General features: G+C 70.6%; 17 protein-coding genes. 13 read left to right on the top strand and 4 right to left on the bottom strand.

Annotated features, from left to right (window positions below):
* Nucleotides 1-493 precede the first annotated feature (493 nt).
* Nucleotides 494-1360: a helix-turn-helix transcriptional regulator gene (locus tag ABT254_RS39320; RefSeq protein ID WP_351481522.1), complete on the bottom strand. Its 867-nt coding sequence runs from the start codon at nt 1358-1360 to the stop codon at nt 494-496.
* Nucleotides 1361-1507: 147 nt separating this feature from the next.
* Here ABT254_RS39320 and ABT254_RS39315 point away from each other — a divergent pair, with 147 nt between their 5' ends.
* Together ABT254_RS39315 and ABT254_RS39310 are read left to right on the top strand one after the other, a co-directional pair.
* A complete protein-coding gene (locus tag ABT254_RS39315) occupies nt 1508-2422 on the top strand; it encodes an SDR family NAD(P)-dependent oxidoreductase (RefSeq protein ID WP_351481519.1) in 915 nt (304 codons plus the stop codon).
* A gap of 171 nt (nt 2423-2593) precedes the next feature.
* Complete coding sequence (locus ABT254_RS39310) at nt 2594-3046, top strand: transposase family protein (RefSeq protein WP_351481516.1); 453 nt, start codon at nt 2594-2596, stop codon at nt 3044-3046.
* A 70-nt stretch (nt 3047-3116) separates the two neighbouring features.
* On the opposite strand, the gene ABT254_RS39305 is transcribed toward ABT254_RS39310, so the two are convergent.
* Nucleotides 3117-4424: a flavin-containing monooxygenase gene (locus ABT254_RS39305; protein WP_351481513.1), complete on the bottom strand. Its 1308-nt coding sequence runs from the start codon at nt 4422-4424 to the stop codon at nt 3117-3119.
* 126 nt (nt 4425-4550) lie between these two features.
* On the bottom strand, nt 4551-5501 hold the full coding sequence (locus ABT254_RS39300; protein ID WP_351481510.1) for a LysR family transcriptional regulator: 951 nt from the start codon (nt 5499-5501) through the stop codon (nt 4551-4553).
* 192 nt (nt 5502-5693) lie between these two features.
* Between ABT254_RS39300 and ABT254_RS39295 the strand changes: the two genes are divergently transcribed.
* From ABT254_RS39295 to ABT254_RS39285, 3 genes are all read left to right on the top strand, one after another.
* The gene (locus ABT254_RS39295; RefSeq protein ID WP_351481508.1) at nt 5694-7583 is read left to right on the top strand and encodes an APC family permease; all 1890 of its coding nucleotides are present in this window, start codon (nt 5694-5696) and stop codon (nt 7581-7583) included.
* A gap of 106 nt (nt 7584-7689) precedes the next feature.
* Nucleotides 7690-8448, top strand: coding sequence for an SDR family NAD(P)-dependent oxidoreductase (locus tag ABT254_RS39290; RefSeq protein WP_351481546.1), 759 nt, complete (start codon nt 7690-7692; stop codon nt 8446-8448).
* On the top strand, nt 8426-9154 hold the full coding sequence (locus tag ABT254_RS39285) for an SDR family NAD(P)-dependent oxidoreductase (protein WP_351481506.1): 729 nt from the start codon (nt 8426-8428) through the stop codon (nt 9152-9154). Before ABT254_RS39290 ends, ABT254_RS39285 begins: the two co-directional genes overlap by 23 nt.
* 159 nt (nt 9155-9313) lie before the next feature.
* Here ABT254_RS39285 and ABT254_RS39280 read toward each other — a convergent pair whose 3' ends face one another.
* Complete coding sequence (locus ABT254_RS39280; protein ID WP_351481504.1) at nt 9314-9931, bottom strand: TetR/AcrR family transcriptional regulator; 618 nt, start codon at nt 9929-9931, stop codon at nt 9314-9316.
* 96 nt (nt 9932-10027) lie between these two features.
* Between ABT254_RS39280 and ABT254_RS39275 the strand changes: the two genes are divergently transcribed.
* From ABT254_RS39275 to ABT254_RS39240, 8 genes are all read left to right on the top strand, one after another.
* Nucleotides 10028-10966 carry an aldo/keto reductase gene (locus ABT254_RS39275; RefSeq protein ID WP_351481502.1) on the top strand — a complete coding sequence of 313 codons (939 nt, stop codon included), beginning with the start codon at nt 10028-10030 and terminating at the stop codon, nt 10964-10966.
* 129 nt (nt 10967-11095) lie between these two features.
* A complete protein-coding gene (locus tag ABT254_RS39270; RefSeq protein ID WP_351481499.1) occupies nt 11096-11854 on the top strand; it encodes an SDR family NAD(P)-dependent oxidoreductase in 759 nt (252 codons plus the stop codon).
* A gap of 241 nt (nt 11855-12095) precedes the next feature.
* Nucleotides 12096-12944 (top strand): helix-turn-helix transcriptional regulator, encoded by an 849-nt coding sequence (locus ABT254_RS39265; protein ID WP_351481496.1) that lies wholly within the window; start codon nt 12096-12098, stop codon nt 12942-12944.
* A gap of 179 nt (nt 12945-13123) precedes the next feature.
* Complete coding sequence (locus tag ABT254_RS39260) at nt 13124-13741, top strand: (2Fe-2S)-binding protein (protein WP_351481494.1); 618 nt, start codon at nt 13124-13126, stop codon at nt 13739-13741.
* Complete coding sequence (locus tag ABT254_RS39255) at nt 13741-14718, top strand: FAD binding domain-containing protein (protein WP_351481491.1); 978 nt, start codon at nt 13741-13743, stop codon at nt 14716-14718. The genes ABT254_RS39260 and ABT254_RS39255 overlap by 1 nt, the downstream gene beginning before the upstream one ends.
* Nucleotides 14715-16925, top strand: coding sequence for a xanthine dehydrogenase family protein molybdopterin-binding subunit (locus ABT254_RS39250; RefSeq protein ID WP_351481488.1), 2211 nt, complete (start codon nt 14715-14717; stop codon nt 16923-16925). Before ABT254_RS39255 ends, ABT254_RS39250 begins: the two co-directional genes overlap by 4 nt.
* A 31-nt stretch (nt 16926-16956) precedes the next feature.
* Nucleotides 16957-18186 carry an XdhC family protein gene (locus tag ABT254_RS39245; protein ID WP_351481485.1) on the top strand — a complete coding sequence of 410 codons (1230 nt, stop codon included), beginning with the start codon at nt 16957-16959 and terminating at the stop codon, nt 18184-18186.
* An 18-nt stretch (nt 18187-18204) separates the two neighbouring features.
* Nucleotides 18205-19143: an aldo/keto reductase gene (locus tag ABT254_RS39240; protein WP_351481482.1), complete on the top strand. Its 939-nt coding sequence runs from the start codon at nt 18205-18207 to the stop codon at nt 19141-19143.
* Nucleotides 19144-19219: the final 76 nt, after the last annotated feature.

The following is a 19219-nucleotide window of genomic DNA, read 5'->3' as shown; positions in this document are numbered from 1 at the left end:
GAGACGACACCCGGGCCCTCAGCCTGCCCGCCCTCCACCACCGACAACAAAATGGGCCGCCGACTTCGTCGACGGCCCACCACGAAAGTTCGAGGCTAGGGAATTCTCTCCTAGGATAGGAGCCCTCCTGGGAGAAAAAATCCCATACCTCACCGAGGTATTCCTCGAATTTAGCCGGAGCGATATGGCTCACGTTCGGGGGCGGTGAGAATTCCGTCGGACGCCTTTCCTGTCCCAAGGCAATTAATTGGTCATGGGACAGGAATGGGATTCTTTCATTACGCTGTTCGACCTGGTCATACTGCTGACCGTGCTGCTGTTCGCCGTGTCGGGCTACCGGCGCGGGCTCGCGGCCTCCGTGGCAGGACTGATGCGTTCCCAGGCTGCGAGATGCAGCAGGTCGAGCGCGCGCTCGGGCCCCGACCGATAGTGGTGGGCGGCAGCGGTGAGCTTCGCCCCAGTCAGCTTGGTGAAACCGCCCAGCAGCCGTCGGTCAGGGGAGCGCGGTGGCGGTGTGGCCACCTGTAACGCGAAGAAGGTCCATTTTGCCCGCGTCGCTGCTTCCGGTCGCTGCCGTGTAGGCGACCATACGCAGGTCGGCACCGGGGACGACGAGGACGTCGCAGTCGAGGTGGATGTTGCCGATCTTCGGATGTTGGATCGTCTTGCGGTCAGTGGTGTGTTGGGCGGCGGTCGTCTGCGTGGCCCAGTAACGAGCGAAGGCGTCGGACACGACTCGCAGTTCCTGTACTAGACGATCGAGCTGGGCGTCGCCGGGATAACGGGACACCGCGTCCTTGAGGTCGGCGACGATCGACGCCTCGAAGACGTCTGGTCCGCGCTCGGATTGGACGGGAAGCATTGCGGCGTGTGCGACGCCGTCGCCGAAGAGCGCACGGGCGAGGTTCCGTTCGGCGGGCGGGATGACAGCTGCGTCGCCGAACACGGCGCTCCACATGGTGTTCCACCACACCAGGGACCAGTCCGCGCTGAACACGCCGACCGGGACGTCGCCCATACGCGCGGCGAGCCGTTGGACGCTCGCGGGTACATGGGTGTTGACAGTCCCGTCCTGCGGCGGCAGGAGCCCGGCGCTCCGGTAGAGCTGGTCACGCTCGGCGTTGGAGAGCTGAAGGGACCGGGCGAGGGCGCCGACGACCTGGGCCGAGGGGTTCTTCGCACGTCCCTGTTCCAAGCGCAGGACGTAGTCGACGGAAAGCCCGGCCAGTTGCGCGAGCTCCTCGCGGCGCAGTCCTGGGGCACGACGGCCGTCCGTCACGGGGAATCCGGCGTCGGCCGGAGCCAGGCGGTCTCGCCAGGCGTGCAGGAGGGCGCCGAAATCGGAGCGGGAGGAAGCCATGGGGTCATTCTCGCCGCGCGGCGGCGCATCAGCCTGGGTACTGCCGGTCCTAGTGACGGGGACGGCACTGGTTGGCGGTGGTGCAAACGGCGAGCGTGGAGATGTGTCCGAGCCGGGCGCATCGGCGAAGCAGTGAAGGAGCCTTGCATGAAGCACACCATTGTGATGACGGGCGCGAGCCGCGGGATCGGCCGCGTCGCCGCGAGACACATCCTGCGCCAGTCGCCGGAGGTGCGCCTCCTCGTCGTCGCCCGCGGATCCTCCGGCGCACAGCTCGCCGCGGAACTCGCTACGGGCGGGCACGCGGTCTCGTACGTCTCGGCGGACCTCGGCTCGCTGGACAGTGTCCGCTCGGTCGCCACCGAGATCCGTGACCGGCTCGATCGCGGCGTCCTCCCGCCGCTGCGCGGCTTCGTGGGCAACGCGGGCATGCAGTACACGAACGCGCTCACCGAGACACCCGACGGGTTCGAGGCCACCTTCACGGTCAACGTGCTCGCCCACCACCTGTTCATCCGCATGCTCCAGGACCGCTTCGCCCCTCCCTCCCGGATCGTGATCACCGCCAGCGACACCCACTTCGGCGACTTCAAGCACAACATGGGCATGGTCCCCGGCCCGGCCTGGAAGTCCCCAGACATCCTTGCCCGCACCGGCGCCTTCCCCAAGCCGGATACCGTGGCCGCCGGGCGCACGGCGTACTCGACGAGCAAGCTGGCCGCCATCTACCTCGTGCACGAGTACGCGCGCCGCCTGCCGGCCGGGATCGACGCTGTCGCCTACAACCCGGGCTTCGTCCCCGGTACCGACCTCGCCCGCAACGCCGACCCCGTCTCCCGGTTTGCGATGCGGCGCATCCTGCCGGTGATGACCCTCACCCCTTTCGCCACCAGCCGCAACGCCGCGGGTCGCTATCTCGCTGACGTCGTCCTCGGCACGTTCCAGGCGCCGACCGGCTCCTACGTCGACCGTGGCGGTGTGGACCGCTCGTCGGAGGAGTCCTACGACCCACGGCGCGAAGGTGAACTCTGGGATGCCGCGGAACGGTTCACCGCGGCGTGAGCAGCCAGGACGGATGCGCTCTTAGGTGACCTAGTGAGCGGGTGTCCCCGATAGATTGAACAGTGCTCGAACAGCCCGACTGGCGGCAGTGAATGCGAACCTGATGATCAAGATTGTCGAAGCCTTTCATCATGAACAGGGGTCGAGTTCGCGTGTCATCCTCTCTGATCGGTGTCCTGCGGTGCCACTGCGCAGACATCGACTCCGCCTGCCCGGATCCGGAAGTGCCGCACTTGCCTGCCTGGCGGACGTGCTGGGCCGGCACCCGAGCCCCGACGGGTCCGAGGCCGCCGCTTACCGCCTGGACCCCTGCTCGCGCTGTGCCTGGTCGCCGTCCTCGGCGGAGCCGTGTCCCTGGCCGCCATCGCCCGCTTCGCCGCTGATGCCGACCGCGACCTGTGTGAACGGCTGGAGCTGACTGCCGGCACGCCGAATGCCTCCACGCTGGGACGGCTCTCGGCCAGCCTGAACGGCGACACAGTGGGCGACGCCGTGGGCTCCTGGCTCGCCCGGTGCACGGCCGACGCGGTCGACGAACCGGGCGATATGCAGATCGGCCTGGCCCTGGCTGCCGACCGACTGCGTGACCTCGCCGACCACTGGGCGGGCCGGCAGGCCCCTTGAGCCGCGGCCCGTGAGCGCGTAGCGGTCAGGCCCGTCCCCGCAGGCAAATCCTGTGGGGACGGGCCCGGTCCTACACAGTCTGGAGCGAGGGGGCCGTGTCGCCGGAGGACAACTCGTAGGCGGCGAGCAGGCGTTCTGTGTCGGCCATCTGCCTCAGCCAGCCGTCGCGGACCACGTCGATGCCCGTCTCGGGCTCCTGAAGAGACGCCAGGTACCGGGCGAGTGGGGCGCCCGACGGACCAGCCTTCTCGTGCAACTCGATCATCTTGGCAGCGAGTTTGGCCTGCATGCCGTAGATCGGGATCTGAGGACCGCGCGGGGCGATGAGGCCGATGAAGTACAGCTTCTCGACCGTCTCGGTGACGATGCCGCCCGCGTAGCGGACCGGTGCACCGGCGGTCCACGGGAAGAGGGAGTCCTCGAGGAAGGGGAGGCGGACGTTGAAGCCGGTGGCCCACAGGACGGTGTCGTAGTCGCGGGACGTGCCGTCGGTGAAGTGGACGGTGGTGCCGTCGAAGCGCTCGATGCCGGGGCGGACGGTGATGCGGCCGTGGTGGATCCAGTACAGGAGAAGGTCGTTGACGACCGCGCGGCCCTCGGCGAGGGTGGCGCCCTCCGGCTGCGGCAGGCCCGGGTAGGCGTGCCAGTCACCGATCGACAGACGGGCCATGAGCCGGTTGATCAGATCCTGCTCGGCGGGGGAGAACTCGGCCAGGAACGGCACCTGTTGACGCGGCACCCCGAAGTAGGTCTTCGGCTGGAACCACGATCCGTGCCGGACGACGATGTCGGCGTCGATGCGGTGCTGGGCGGCGTCCACGGCGAGATCGCAGCCGGAGTTGCCCGCGCCGACGACGAGGACGCGGTCGCCCGCCAGGTCGGAGACGTTGCGGTACGACCCCGAGTGGATCGTCTTCCCGGTGAACTCACCCGGAATCTCAGGGATCTTGGGGTCCCAGAGGTGGCCGTTGGCGACCAGGACACCGTCGTAGACCTCGTCGTGGCCGGACGACGTCCTCACACGCCAACCGTGCGAACCGGGGCGCGCGTCGGCGGGGCCCTCGACCGGCTCGACGCTCGTCACCGCCGTACCGAAGCGGATCACGTCGTAGAGGCCGTGCTCGCGGGCGTACGACTCGATGTAGGCGCGGACCTGGTCGCGGCGCGGGAAGTGCGGGTAGTGGTCCGGCATCGGGAAGTCCTCGAACGTCGTCATGTCGCGCGAGGTGATGAGGTGGAGGGCGTCGTAGTCGGTGTGCCAGTGGCCGCCGACCCGGTCGGTCTTCTCGAAGCAGTCGACGTCGTGCCCGAGGGCGCGGAGCCGCTGGAGGGCGGAGACGCCTGCGGCGCCGGCGCCGATGACGCAGTAGCGGGGCATGGGGATTCCCTTCGTGGGCGGGATCCGTGCGGGGCGCGAGGGAAAGGGCGGGGGGATGACCGAAGTATCGGCAGCGGGCCCGCTCCAGGTGAAGCCGTGTTTTCCGGCAACACCCATAGCCGTTCCCTATGGCTGGGCGGGGCTTCCCAGGCGGGCCAGATGCTTCGCGGCCAGCTCCATCAGCACTCGTGTCGCGGGGGACAGGTGGGCTTCCCGTCGGGTGATGAACGCGAACGTCTCGTGCAGTGGCGGGTCCAGGGAGACCGCGTGCAGACGGTTCATGTAGCCGAGCCGGCGGGCCAGGGGCAGGGAGCTGACGGTGTCGCCGACCCCGCGGGCGGCGAGCTCGACGGCCAGGGCGGGGGACTCGACCTCGACCACCGGGGTCAGGGAGAAGCCCTCCTTCTGCACGCGCTCCAGCAGTCGGCGCCGGGTGGGGTCGGCGTTGCCCCAGCGGGCCTCGGGGAGGATGAGCGGGGCATCGGCCAGCCGCTCGGCGGTGGGCGGCTCGGCGGTGCGTGACGGGTCGGCGCTGAGGTAGACGGCCTCGCACGTCCAAACGGCACTGCTCACGTCCAGGCCGCGGTCGTCCACGGGGAGCGAGACGAGCCCCGCCTCCAGCGTGCCCTCCCGGACGGCGTCGGCGACCTCTGTGGAGTTGAGCCCGACGACACGGACCCGCACCTGCGGGTGGCGGGCGCGGAAGTCGGCGATCAGATCGCCCAGCATCAGGTGCTGTGCGCTGCTGAACGTGCCCAGGGAGACGGTGCCTCCGGTCAGCGTCCGCACTCCGCGCACCGACTCCTCCGCCTCCTTCGCGGCGGCCAGCGCGTGTTGGGCGCGGGGGAGCAGCAGCTGGCCGGCCTCGGTGAGCACCAGCTTGCGGTTGGTGCGGATGAACAGCGGGACGCCGAGCGAGTGCTCCAGGCGCCGGATCTGCTCGGACAGGCTCGGCTGGGCGATGTAGAGGGCCTCGGCGGCCGCGGAGAAGGAGCCGTGCTCGACGGCGGCGAGGAAGTAGGTCAGCTGCTGCAGGGTCACGGTGTCCGCCGGGTCGTCACGCCGTGCCAAGGGCACCGGCCAAAGGTTCTGCCTTGAGGAACCCCGAAACTTCGAGGGTTCACCAATCGCTCAGGGGCTCCCCATACTCACCGCAAGCGCTGAGGCGGTCAACGGTCGTACGCACACCGCCGTCGTCGGACCCGGACCTCCCCGCACCCTCACGCTCAGGCTCCTCCCACCATCCCCAGGTCTTTTCGGAGGTTTCCCGTGCCGCAATCCCCTGAGCAGTCCCCATCAGCGGTTCCGGACGAGGGCGCGGACGGCAGGCTGCGCCGCACCATGTCGCTCCAGCAGGTGCTCTTCCTCGGCGTCGGTGGCCAGATCGGCTCCGGCTGGCTGTTCGCCATGCTCTACGCGGCCGGTGCCGCCGGCCCCGCGGCGATCATCTCCTGGCTCATCGGCGGCGCCCTGATCATGCTGATCGCGCTGGCGTGGATGGAGGTCGGCGCCGCACTGCCCCGCAGCGGTGCCATCGTCCGCTACCCGTACCTCACCCACGGCGGTCTGACCGGCTGGCTGATGGGCTTCTCGTACTGGATCGCCAACATCTCACTGCCCGCGATCGAGGCCCTCGCCGTCATCACCTACCTCGGCGACGCCTTCCCCGGCCTGGACATGCTGGAGGTCAAGGAGGGCGTCTCGGTGCTGACCTGGCCGGTCGGCATCTTCACCGCCATCGGCCTGATGATCCTCTTCTACCTCATCAACGCGTTCGGCGTACGACTGCTCAGCGAGGCCAACCGCTGGGTCACCTGGTGGAAGATCATCATCCCGTCGGCCACCTTCGTCCTGCTGCTCTTCGTCTTCAACTCCTCCAACTACACCGCCCACGGCTTCTTTCCCGGAGGCGGCGGCTCGGTCTTCGAGACGGTCGCGGTCTCCGGCATCGCCTTCGCGCTGATGGGCTTCCGCGGGGTCATCGACTTCAGCGGCGAGGTGGTCAACCCTCGCCGGACGATCCCGCTGGGCACCGTGGGCTGCGTCCTGATCCCGCTCGCCGTCTACCTCGCCCTCCAGATCGCCTTCGTCGGCGCGGTCAACTGGGGTGACGCGGGGATCTCCGTCGGCGACTGGTCGGCCCTGGGCGGCAGTTCATGGTCGGACGGCCCGCTGCTGCACGCCCTGCGCGCCTCCTCCATGGCGGCCCTCGGCGCCTTCGCGACCGTCCTGCTCATCGACGCCGTCGTCTCCCCGGGCGCGGCCGGCTACATCTACCTCGGCACCGCGGCCCGCGTCGGCTTCGGCCTGAGCGTCCACGGATACCTGCCCATGGCCTTCCAGAAGACCAACAAGCATGGCATCCCCTGGTTCTCCACCGTGGTGACCTTCGTCGTCGGCTGCGTGTTCTTCCTGCCCGCGCCGAGCTGGTACCGGCTGGTCGGCTTCATCAGCGCGGCGATGGTGCTCAGCGCCCTGATGGCCGCGGTCTGTCTGCCGGTGATGCGCCGTCACGCGCCGTCCCTGCCACGGCCGTTCGTGCTGCGCCAGCCTCGGATCTGGGCGCCGGCGGGCTTCCTCGCCGCCGCCGGGATCATGTACTGGGCGGGCTATGTCACCCTGGTCAACCTCACGGTCGTGGTCTTCGCCGGGCTCGCGGTGTACGGCGCCCACTACGCCCCGTACCGCGGCTGGATCTCCCGACGCACCGGCCTCGCGGTGAGCGCGGTCTACCTCGCCCTGTGGATCTACGTCACCGACCGGGGCGGCTGGTTCCTCGCCCCCGGCACCGAACCGGCCGACGGCAGCTGGTCGTTCGCCGTCTACTGCGCCGCGAGCACGGCCGTCGTCGTCGCGTACGTCGCCACCGTCTGGTGGCTGGCCGATGTCGAGGGCAGACAGCACACCCGCAGCGGCTTCTGGCTGGTCTTCCTGCTGCTGGCCACGCTTCCGGTGTCGTACGTCGGTGAGTTCGGGCCCGTGAAGGACCTCGCGTTCCCCGTCGGCACGCTGATCGAACTCGGGGTCGCCCTCGTCGCCTACTACTGGGGCGTCGCCTCGGGATTCGCCACCGACGAACTGCACGAGCAGGTCGCGGTGGAGATCCGGCGAGAGGCCTCGGCGGCGGTTCCGGCGCCCGTGGTGGCCGCGGCCGAGTGAGCCGTGGGGCCGAGCCGTGATCCACGGCCCGGCCCACCGCGGAGATCTCACGAACACCCCTATGTAGAGATCTCACGAATACCCTTACAAGGAGGCCCAGTTGAGCATGCCGCCCGCACCGGTGACCGGTCCGCGCCTGTCCGGCAGGACCGCCCTGATCACCGGCGCCGCCCGCGGCCAGGGCGCCTCGCACGCCGAACGGCTCGCCTCCGAAGGCGCCAGAGTCCTCGCCTGCGACGTCCTGGACGACGAGGGCAAGGCCACGGCGGCCCGGCTCCAGGAGGCGGGGCTGGACGTCGTATACCTGCATCTCGACGTGACGTCACCGGCCGACTGGTCGCACGCGGTCGAGTACGCCCGGTCGGCCACCGGACGCCTGGACGTCCTGGTCAACAACGCCGGCATCATCCATGTGAACCCCCTCCTCGACGAACGCCCCGAGGACTGGAACGCCACCCTCGCGGTCAACACCACGGGCCCGCTGCTCGGCCTCCAGGCCGCCGTGCCCCTGATGCGCGCGGGCGGCGGCGGCTCGGTGATCAACGTCGCCTCGATCTTCGGCGTGGTCGGCGCCGCCGGTTACGCCGCCTACTGCGCCAGCAAGGGCGCCCTGATCGCGCTCACGAAGACCGCCGCCCTGGAACTGGCCGCCGACGGCGTCCGCGTCAACGCCCTGTGCCCCGGCGGGGTCAGCACCCCCATGAACGAACACGAGAAGGAAGGCGGCGTGATCCCGCAGACCCCGCTGGGCCGCCGCGCCCACGTCCGGGAGATCTCCGGCGCCGTGGCCTTCCTCGCGTCCGACGACTCCAGCTTCACCACCGGAACGGAGATGATCATCGATGGCGGTTTCCTCGCACACTGAGCCTGTCGGCAGCACGGCCCTGGTGACGGGCGCGGCGAGCGGCATGGGAAGGGCCGTCGCCGAACGCTTCCTCACCGAGGGATGGACGGTCCTCGCCCTGGACCGGGACGCGGAGGCCCTCGACAAGGCGGCGGCCGAACTGGGCCTGGCCTACCGCCCGGTGCCGGTGGACATCACCGACCGCACGGCGGTCGCGGAGGCGCTGGGGGAGCCTGTCGGTCTCCGCGCCGTCGTCAACGCCGCCGGCATCTACCCGCCCAGCCTCCTCGCCGACTACGACGAGCCGGCCTACCGCCGCATCTTCGACGTGAACGTCCTCGGCACCCTCAACGTCACCGCGGAGGCCGTTCCCGCCCTGCGCGCCACAGGAGGCGGTACGGTCGTCAACTTCGCCTCCATCGACGCCTTCGCCGTCTCCCCGGGCCAGCTGCTCTACAGCGCGTCGAAGGCGGCCGTGGTCTGTCTGACCCGTTCCCTGGCCCACGAACTCGGTACTGACGGCATCGCGGTCAACGCGATCGCCCCCGGCTGGGTGGACACCCCGGGCACCCGCGCGGGCGGCCGCATGGAAGAGGCGGTGGCCGCCGTCCCGTTGGGCCGCGCCGCCCAGCCCGAGGAGATCGCCGACTGGGTGTGGAAACTGTGCCACGGCAGCTATCTGACCGGCGAGACCCTGGTGGTCAGCGGGGGGCTCACGGTCCGCTGACGTATAGGCGTCGCGGCCGCCGGGCCGGGTCCCCGCTCACATGGCCCGGCGCCGGCGCCCGTGTTTGCGGGGCCTTGCGGACGGTGCCTGCGAGCCCCTGGTTCCAGCCGCGTCTCATGCCGTGCTCGGATCGCCCGCCCTTGCGGGCGAGGTGCTCCCTCAGGAGGCAGCGGCTGCCGGGGCCGTATCGCCGGCGGCCGCGGGGAACAGGCGCTGGACGGCGGCGACGATGGCCGCGCGGCGGCCCGCCAGGAAGGTGTCGCGTTCTTCGTCGGCGGGAGCGAGACTGGCCTGGCTGACCCATGACAGGGCCAGCTGACTGACGAACACCAGGACGTCCTCGGGTTCCCACGCGGGATCGAGGTGGCCCGCGTCCTGTGCCTTGCGCAGCTGCTCGATCTTGTGGCGCAGCGATTCCTGGAACGGGTCGTCGGCGGCGGGTTCCCCGGCCGGCAGTTCCAGTTGGCCCCACATCATCAGCCGGTGGCGCTCGGGATGGCGGGCCGCGTGGTCGTGCAGGCGGCCGGCGTAGCCCGGAAGGTCGGCGGCGTCCATCGGGACCGCTTCGGCCATGGCCGCGAGTTCCCGGCCGGCGACGAACCGGTAGAGCGCCTCCTTGCCGCGGAAGTGCGCGTACACGCGCTCCTTGCTGGTGCGCGCCGTTTTGGCGATCCGCTCGACCCGTGCTCCCGCGATGCCGTAGCGGGCGAACTCGGTGGTTGCCGCGGCGATGATGCGGTCGCTCGTCGTGTCGGTGCTGCTGGTGCGGGGGGCCATGCGCCCCAGCATACCAAACCGTTCGGTTTGACCGGAGTGGAGCGCATGCCTACGCTCGAACCGAACCGTTTGGTATGAATCCATGGGAAGTGACTCATGCAGCAGCGCAGTCTGGGCCGCCAGGGCCTGACCGTCTCCGAGATCGGCTACGGCGCGATGGGCACCGCCGTCGGCTACGGCCCCTCGGACGACACCGTGTCGATCACCGCGATCCGCCGCGCCCATGAACTCGGCGTGACCCATTTCGACACCGCGGCCGGGTACGGCTGGGGCGAGGGCGAGAAGCTGCTCGGTCACGCCCTAGCGCCCGTCCGCGACGAGGTGACGATCGCGACCAAGTTCGGCATCGACCCGGGCTTCGTCCCGGACTCGCGGCCGCAGCGCATCCGGGAGTCGGTCGAGGACAGTCTGCGTAATCTCGGCGTCGACGTCATCGACGTGCTCTACCAGCACGGCCCCGATCCAGACGTCCCGGTCGAGGACGTGGTGGGCACGATGAAGGAACTCGTCGAGGCGGGCAAGGTCCGGTACCTCGGCCTGTCCAACACCGACGCCGACGCCGTCCGCCGCGCCCACGCGGTGCACCCGATCTCGGTGCTCCAGGAGGAGTACTCGGTCTTCGCCCACCACTCCGAGCAGTTCTTCCCGGTCCTGGAGGAGCTCGGCATCGGACTCGTCGCCTACTCCCCGCTGGCCCACGGCTTCCTCAGCGGCGCCGTCACCCCTCGTGAGAAGTACGCCGCCGACGACTTCCGCCGGACCGCCCCCTGGTGGGACCCGGAGAACTTCGACCGGAACCTCTCAAAGGCCGACGAACTGACCAAGCTCGCGGAGAGCAAGGGCGTCAGCCTCTCCCAGCTGGCCCTGGCCTGGCTGCTGGCGAAGAAGGACTACATCGTCCCGATCCCCGGCTCCCGCAACGCCGACCGCGTCGTGCAGAACATCGCCGCCGCGGACCTGGAGCTGACCGCCGACGACCTCGCCCGCGTCGACGAGATCGCCCCCGACGGCGCCATCGGCCGACGGGGCATCTGAGATCCGCACCGCCGCCGTCCGCATCGGAAAAAGATGCGACCGCGGGGAGAGGCGGTGATGCTGCTGCGAGGGACGGTGCACGCACACAGCCGAGCACAACCGCTCGGTACACACACGAGGAGAATCCCCGTGACCGACAGCACGAAGATCGCCATCGTCACCGGAGCCAGCCGCGGCATCGGCCGCTCCATCGCACTGGCCCTGGCCCGGGAGGGCCTGGACGTGGTGATCACCTACCGCTCCAACGAGCAGGAGGCCGCCGGGGTCGTCAAGGAGGTCCAGGACCTCGGTCGCACGGCCGTCGCCCTCCGGCAGGACGTCGCCGACTTCGGCTCCCTCGACGCCTCCGTCGCGGAGATCCGCGCGACCCTGCAGGACACCTGGGACCGTGAGACGTTCGACTGCCTCGTGAACAACGCCGGCATCGGTATCACCAAGCCGTTGGCCGCTCTCGCCGAGGACGACTTCGACGCCATGATGAACGTCCACGTCAAGGGCGCGGTGTTTCTCACCCAGAAGCTCCTGCCGCTGATGAACGACGGTGGCGCCATCGTCAACATCTCCTCCGGCCTCACCCGCGTCACCGCGCCCGCCGCCGGCGGCTACGCCATGATGAAGGGCGCCATCGAGGTCTACACCCGCCACCTGGCCGCCGAGCTCGGACCCCGGGGCATCACCGTAAACGCGGTGGCCCCCGGCCCCACCGCCACCGACTTCGGCGGCGGCCTCATGAAGGACGAGAACGTCAGCGCCGGCATCGGACAGTTGAGCGCCTTCGGAGAGATCGGCAACCCCGACAACGTCGGCACCACGGTCGCCGCCGTCCTGTCCGGCCGCATGCACCGGGTCACGGCACAGCGCATCGAGGTCGGTGGCTTCCAGATCTGATGACCCTGGGGCCGCGGGCGTCTCAAGGCAGAGGGCGAGTGCGCTCGCGCACGGCACCGGCGGCGGGAAGACGTCCGGTTCGCCGATGTCGGCCGTGGCCAGGGCTCGGCAGGACGCTCCGGCGCCGGGGTCGGCACCACCGTGCCTGACAGTCCCTCCGCGGAGGCCAGTCCCCGCGCGCGCCTCAGCCAGGGATCGCCGATCCCTGGCTGTCGTCACCGCCCGCTCGGATGATGGGCGTATGGAGCATTTCGATCAGGCGGCCATGGCGGATTTCCTACGGCGCCGCCGCGAGGCACTTCAGCCCCATGACGTAGGCCTTCCCAAGGGCACGCGGCGCCGGGCTACCGGCCTGCGCCGCGAGGAGGTCGCGGTGCTCGCCGGGATGTCGACGGACTATCTCGCCCGCCTCGAACAGCAGCGCGGGCCGCGCCCGTCCGAGCAACTCCTCGCCGCGCTGGCCCGCGCCCTGCGGCTCAGTCTCGACGAGCGCGACCACCTCTTCCGCCTCGCCGGGCACGGCGTGCCGGCACGGGTGCGCCGTGAGGAGCACGTCAGCCCCGGGCTGATGCGGGTACTGGACCGACTGGAGGACACCCCGGCACAGGTCATATCCGACCTCGCGGAAACCCTCGTACAGAACCGTCTCGCCACCGCGCTGCTGGGCGACGAGACCCAGTACACGGGCATGGCCCGCAGCGGCTTCTACCGGTGGTTCACCGACCCACGCGCACGCGGCCGTTACGCGCGGGCCGACCACGCGCTCCAGAGCCGTAGCCATGTCGCGGGGTTGCGCGCGGCGCTGTCGCACGGCGGTGACGACCCGCGCCTCGTGGCCATGGTCGACGACCTGTGCCGACGCAGCGCGGAGTTCAGGGAGCTGTGGGACCTGCACGAGGTCGCCGTGCAGGTCGGACAGCGCAAGACGTTGCTGCACCCCGAGGTCGGCGCTCTCCGCCTGGACTGCCAGGTGCTGTTCACCGAGAACCAGGCCCAGGCCCTGCTGGTCTTCACGGCGACCCCGGGCTCGGAGGACCACGACAAGCTCCAGCTCCTCAACGTGCTCGCGCACGGGCGTATCAGCGCCTGAGCGTGCCCGGCAAGACCTCAGACAGGGATCGTCGATGGGCGGACAAACGGTCCCTCCCTCCGCTGCCGGGTCCTTGCCATGCTGAGCGTCCACCGGGCTGTACGGGTCGGAACGCGGCGGCCCATGTCTGACGCCCGGTGCCCATGGACCCTTCCCCTACGAGGCACCCAGGAGCGCTCATGCAGGAATCCACAGGACAACACAGGCAGGCCGGCTCCCGGTTCTCCCGTCGCGGCTTCCTCGGCGGCACCGCCGCCGTGGGGGCCGTGGGTGTCGGGGCCGTGGGAGTGGCCCAGGGCTCGACCCCCGGCGACTCCGCGCCGGAGGGCACCCTGACCGTGCGCCTGAAGGTGAACGGCAGCGGGCAGACCCTGCACCTGGACCCCCGCGCCACACTCCTGGACACCCTGCGCGAGCGGCTGGAGCTGACCGGCGCCAAGAAGGGCTGTGACCGCGGCCAGTGCGGGGCGTGCACGGTCCACATCGACGGCCGCAGGGTGCTGTCCTGTCTCACGCTGGCGGCGTCCGCAGACGGGAGCGAGGTCACCACCATCGAGGGCCTGGAGCCCGCCGCCGACCGGCTGCACCCCATGCAGCAGGCGTTCGTCGACCGCGACGGATTCCAGTGCGGCTTCTGCACGTCGGGGCAGATCATGTCGGCCGTGGCGCTGGTCGAGGAGGGGCGCGCGCACACCGACGACGAGATCCGGGAGCACATGTCCGGCAACATCTGCCGGTGCAGCGCCTACCCGAACATCGTGCGGGCCGTGCAGGACGGCAAGAAGGCGATGAGCTGATGCGCACCTTCGGATTCACCGCACCCACCAGCGTGCGCTCCGCACTGGACCGGTCGAACGACTCCAGCGCCTACCTCGCAGGCGGCACCACCCTGGTCGACCTGATGAAGCTCGGCGTGCTGACCCCGCGCAGCGTGGTCGACATCAACCGCCTTCCGCTGCACGGCATTTCCCGCGACGAGCGCGGGCTGCGCATCGGCGCGCTGGAGCGCATGGGCGACGTGGCCGCGCACCCCCTGGTCCGCACCCACTACCCCGTCATCAGCCAGGCGCTCGACCTCAGCGCCTCCCCCCAGCTGCGCAACATGGCGAGCATCGGCGGCAATCTCCTGCAACGCACCCGCTGCGGCTACTTCCGCGACGTGACCACTCCCTGCAACAAGCGCGAACCGGGCAGCGGCTGCTCCGCCCTCCACGGAGAGAACCGCATCCACGCGATCCTCGGCACCAGCGACTCCTGCGTCGCCACACACCCCAGCGACCTGGCCGTAGCCCTGATGGCCCTCGACGCGGTCCTGAGTCTGCGCGGCCCCGACGGCGAACGCACCGTCCCCCTGCGGGAGTTCTACCGGCTGCCCGGCGCCACCCCGCACATCGAGAACGCGCTCAAGCCCGCCGAGCTGATCACCGGGGTCACCGTGCCCCCGCTGGAGTGGGCGCGGCGCTCGTCGTACCTGAAGATCCGTGACCGGCAGTCGTACGAGTTCGCCCTCGCCTCGGCCGCCGTGGCCCTGCGCCTGGACGGGGACACCGTCGTCGAGGCCCGTGTCGCGGTCGGCGGTGTCGGCACCCGCCCTTGGCGGCTGCCGGCGGTGGAACGCGCCTTGGCCGGGCGCCCCCGCACGGCCGCCACTTTCGAGGAAGCGGCGGCGCTCGCCGACGACGGCGCCCGCCCGCTGACCCACAACGCCTACAAGATCACCCTGGTGCGCCGGACCGTGCAGCGCGCCCTGACCGAGCTCGGAGGTGCCCAATGACGCTGTCTCCCGTGGGCCGCGACCTCGACCGCGTCGACGCCCGGCCCAAGGTCACCGGACGGGCCAGGTACGCCGCCGACTACCAGGCACAGGGCAAGGCGTACGGCTTTCTCGTGCAGGCAACGATCGGCAAGGGCACCGTGCGTGCCATGGACACCGCCGCGGCGGCCAAGGCGCCCGGTGTCGTCGCCGTCTACACGCCGTTCAACCCGCTCAAGCTCTACGCGCCGGCCGGCGGCCCCATCGTCGAGAACTACGCCCCGCTCCAGGACACCAGAGTCCGTTACCGCGGCCAGATCATCGGCCTGGTGGTCGCCGAGACCTTCGAGCAGGCCCGTTACGCCGCCGGTCTCGTCACCGCCACCTACGACGCGCAGGAGCCGCGGACCTCCCTACCGGCCGGATCACCGGGCACCACGGCGCCGGGCGGGGAGCCCGGGGGAGCGGCCAGGTCGACCGTGCTGGCCTCCGGCGTCGACTCCATCGAGGACGCCCTGCGCTCCTCCGACGTCACCGTGACCACGACCGTGACCCAGCCCGCGCAGAGCCATGCCGCGATGGAGCCGCACGCCGCCCTCGCCATCTGGCACGAAGGGCACCTGACCATCCACACCGGCACCCAGGCCCCGGCGATCCACGCCCAGAGCATCGCCGCCCGCATCGGGGTCGAGCCCGACCGGGTACGGGTCGTCAACCCCTACGTCGGCGGCGGGTTCGGCAGCAAGGCGCCCACCTGGAGCGAGCCGGTCCTCGCGGCCGCCGCGGCCCGGGACCTCGAGCGGCCCGTGAAGCTGGTCCTCACCCGCGAGCAGGTGTTCGTCCTCACCGGCCACCGCTCGGCCGTCACCCAGCGGGTGCGGCTCGGCGCCTCGGCCGACGGCACGCTGAAGGTGGTCGCGCACGAGTCGGACGCGGAGGACCCCGCCGTCAGCGCATGGCCCATGCTCCCCGCCCAGGGCACCTCGACCCTGCTGTACAAGACGGAGAACCTCGCCGTCGACCAGCGGCTCGTCGAACTCGACGTTCCGCCGGTCTGCGCGATGCGCGGCCCCGGCGAGTCACCCGGCGCCTTCGCCGTGGAGACGGCGATGGACGAACTGGCCGACAAACTCGGCATGGACCCGCTGGAACTGCGGCGCAAGAACTACGCCGTCACCGTCCCCGGCACCCAACTGCGCTGGTCCGGCAAGCACTTGGACGAGTGTTACGGCGTCGGGGCCGAGCGGTTCGGCTGGTCGCGCCGCAGCCCCCGGCCGCGCTCGCGCCGCGAGGGCGACTGGCTGATCGGCATGGGCATGGCCACCGCCATCTACGGGGGCGGCCGTATCCCGGCCCAGGCCCGGGTCGGTTTCGAGGCCGACGGCACCGCCACCGTGGGCACCGCCACCGCCGACCTCGGCACCGGGGCGCGCACGGTCATCGCCGTCACCGCCGCGGACGCCCTGGGCATCCCGCTGCAGCGGGTCACGGCGGACCTGGGCGACTCCGCGCTGCCCCAGGGCGCGATGGCCGCAGGCTCCTTGGCGACCGCCAGCTCCGTCCCCGCCGTACAGGCGGCGGCCCGCGCGGCCGTCACCGCCCTGATCGACCAGGCGGTGGGGAACGAGCGCTCGCCCTTCCACGGCCTGGACAAGGACGACGTCACCTACAGCGACGGACGGATCAGCGGCGGCGGACGCTCCGTCACCTTCCGGCGCCTGCTCCAGACCATCGACCTGCCCCGGGTCCAGGCCACAGCGGGCTCGTCCGCGCCCCCGCCGCCCGACCAGTACGCCCTGAACAGCTTCGGCGCGCACTTCTGCGAGGTGAAGGTGCACCGCCTCACCGGCGAACCCCGCGTCACCCGGTTCACGACCGTCATCGACGCCGGCCGCATCATGAGCGCGCGGACCACCCGCAGCCAGATCTCCGGCGCGGTCATCTTCGGCATCGGACACGCCCTGCTGGAGGCCAACCCCATGGAGGAGTCCGGGCGTTTCGCCGCAGGGAACCTCGCCGACTACCTGGTGCCTGTCAACGCCGACATCCCCGACCTGGACGTCCACTACCTCGACCGGCCCGACCCGGTCGTCAGCGAGCTCGGCGCGCGCGGTCTGGGCGAACTCCCCTCGGTCGGCGTGGCCGCGGCCATCGGCAACGCCGTCCACAACGCCACCGGCATCCGCGTCCGCGACCTGCCCATCACCCTCGACAAACTCCTGGGCTGACCCCTCAACACGCCTGTCAGGAACGACACTCATGCTCGAACTGGGCAAGGAACTACTGAAGCGCCTCGACGGGGATGAGGATGGGGCCGAGGGCGCGCCCCTCGCCGTGGCCACCGTCACGGCCGTACGCGGCAGCGCACCGCGCCCACCCGGCGCCACGCTCGCCGTCGACCAGGACGGCACCGCCCTCGGCAGCATTTCGGGCGGCTGCGTCGAAGGCAGCGTCCACGCACTGTGCACCGAACTGCTGGGCGAGGACGCCGGGTTCGGCGCGGCGGTGCACAGCTTCGGCTACAGCGACGACGACGCGTTCGCGGTCGGCCTCACCTGCGGAGGCGAACTCGACGTCCTCGTCCAGCGCATCGACGCCGCGCAACGCCCGCAACTGCGCGCCGCGTTGGCGGACGCGGCCGACGGCCGGGCCATCGCCCTGGTCACGGTCGTCGAGGGCCCCGGGCAACTGCTCGGGCGGGTCCTGGCCGTACGCGAGGACGGCAGCCACGTCGGCAGCCTCGGTGACGCCGAACTCGACCGGAAGGCGCTGGCCCAGGCACGCGCCTCACTGGAGGCGGGAGGCACCAGGACGGTGAACGTCGGCCCGCACACCAGCGGCGTCGGCCCGCTGACGCTGCTGGTGGAGTGCGCCCTGCCCGCTCCCCGCATGCTCGTCTTCGGCGCGATCGACCACGCCGCGGCGCTCGCGCAGGCCGGGGCGTTCCTCGGCTACCGGGTCACGGTCTGCGACGCACGGCCCACCTTCGCCACCGCGCACCGCTTCCCGTACGCCGACGAGGTCGTCGTCGACTGGCCGCACCGCTACCTCGACACCCAGCGGCTCGACCGGCGCGTCGTCGTCTGCGTTCTGACCCATGACCCGAAGTTCGACGTCCCGCTGCTGACCCGGGCACTGCGGCTGCCGGTCGCGTACGTCGGCGCCATGGGTTCCTGGCGCACCCACCTCCAGCGCCTGGACCTGCTCCGTGAGGCGGGGCTGACCGAGGCGGAGCTGGGTCGGCTCAAGTCACCGATCGGCCTGGACCTCGGGGGCAGGACACCCCAGGAGACCGCGCTGTCGATCACCGGGGAGATCGTGGCCCTCAACCACGGCGGGTCCGGTACGTCGCTCTCGACCGGGATACCCATCCACCACGACGACGCCCACGCCCGCGCCGGAGCCGCATGCCCAGACCGCCGCACCGAAACGTTCGGTTTGGTGAAGGCGGCGGACGTGTGTATGCTCGAACCGAACCGTTTGGTTTGAACCTATTGGGAGTCACTCATGCAGCAGCGCAATCTGGGCCGCCAGGGCCTGACCGTCTCAGAGATCAGCTACGGCGCGATGGGCACCGCCTTCGCCTACGGCCCCTCGGACGACACCGGATCGATCACCGCCATCCGCCGCGCCCACGAGCTGGGCGTGAACCACTTCGACACCGCCGAGATGTACGGCTGGGGAGAGGGCGAGAAGCTGCTCGGCCACGCCCTGGCCCCGATCCGCGACGAGGTGACCATCGCGACCAAATTCGGCCTCACCCCGACCTTCGCGCCCAACTCGAAGCCGGACCACATCCGTGAGGTCGTCGACAACAGCCTCCGCAACCTGAACACTGACGTGATCGACGTGCTCTACCAGCACGGCCCCGACCCCGAGGTCCCGATCGAGGAAGTGGTCGGCGTGATGAAGGAGTTCGTCGACGCCGGAAAGGTCAAGTACCTCGGCCTGTCCAACACGGACACCGACGCCATCCGCCGCGCCCACGCGGTCCACCCGATCTCGGTCCTCCAGCACGAGTACTCGGTCTTCGCCCACGACTCCGAGCAGTTCTTCCCGGTCCTGGAGGAGCTGGGTATCGGCCTCGTCGCTTACTCCCCGCTGGCCCGCGGTTTCCTCAGCGGCGCCGTCCAGTCCCGCGAGCACTACGACCCGAGCGACATCCGCAACATGATCCCCTGGTGGGCCCCGGAGAACTTCGACCAGAACGTCTCCCTCGTGGATGAGCTCACCAAGCTCGCGGAGAGCAAGGGCGTCAGCCTCTCCCAGCTTGCCCTGGCCTGGCTGCTGGCGAAGAAGGACTACATCGTCCCGATCCCCGGCTCCCGCAACCCCGAGCGCGTCGCGCAGAACATCGCCGCCGCCAACTTGAAGCTGACCGCCGACGACCTCGCCCGCGTCGACGAGATCGCCCCCGACGGCGGCATCGGCGGGCGAGGCATGTGACACCCGCGGCCGCCCGTCGGAGCGCCGCCGCGTGAGACGGGCGGGAAGCCCGCCCGCGGGCCCTCCGCCCTGTGTT

The sequence above is a fragment of the Streptomyces sp. NPDC001137 genome, from assembly GCF_040298885.1.
In the GTDB taxonomy this organism is placed as follows: domain Bacteria; phylum Actinomycetota; class Actinomycetes; order Streptomycetales; family Streptomycetaceae; genus Streptomyces.
Note: the sequence above shows the minus strand (reverse complement) of the source record. Positions and strands in the feature narration are given on the sequence as shown.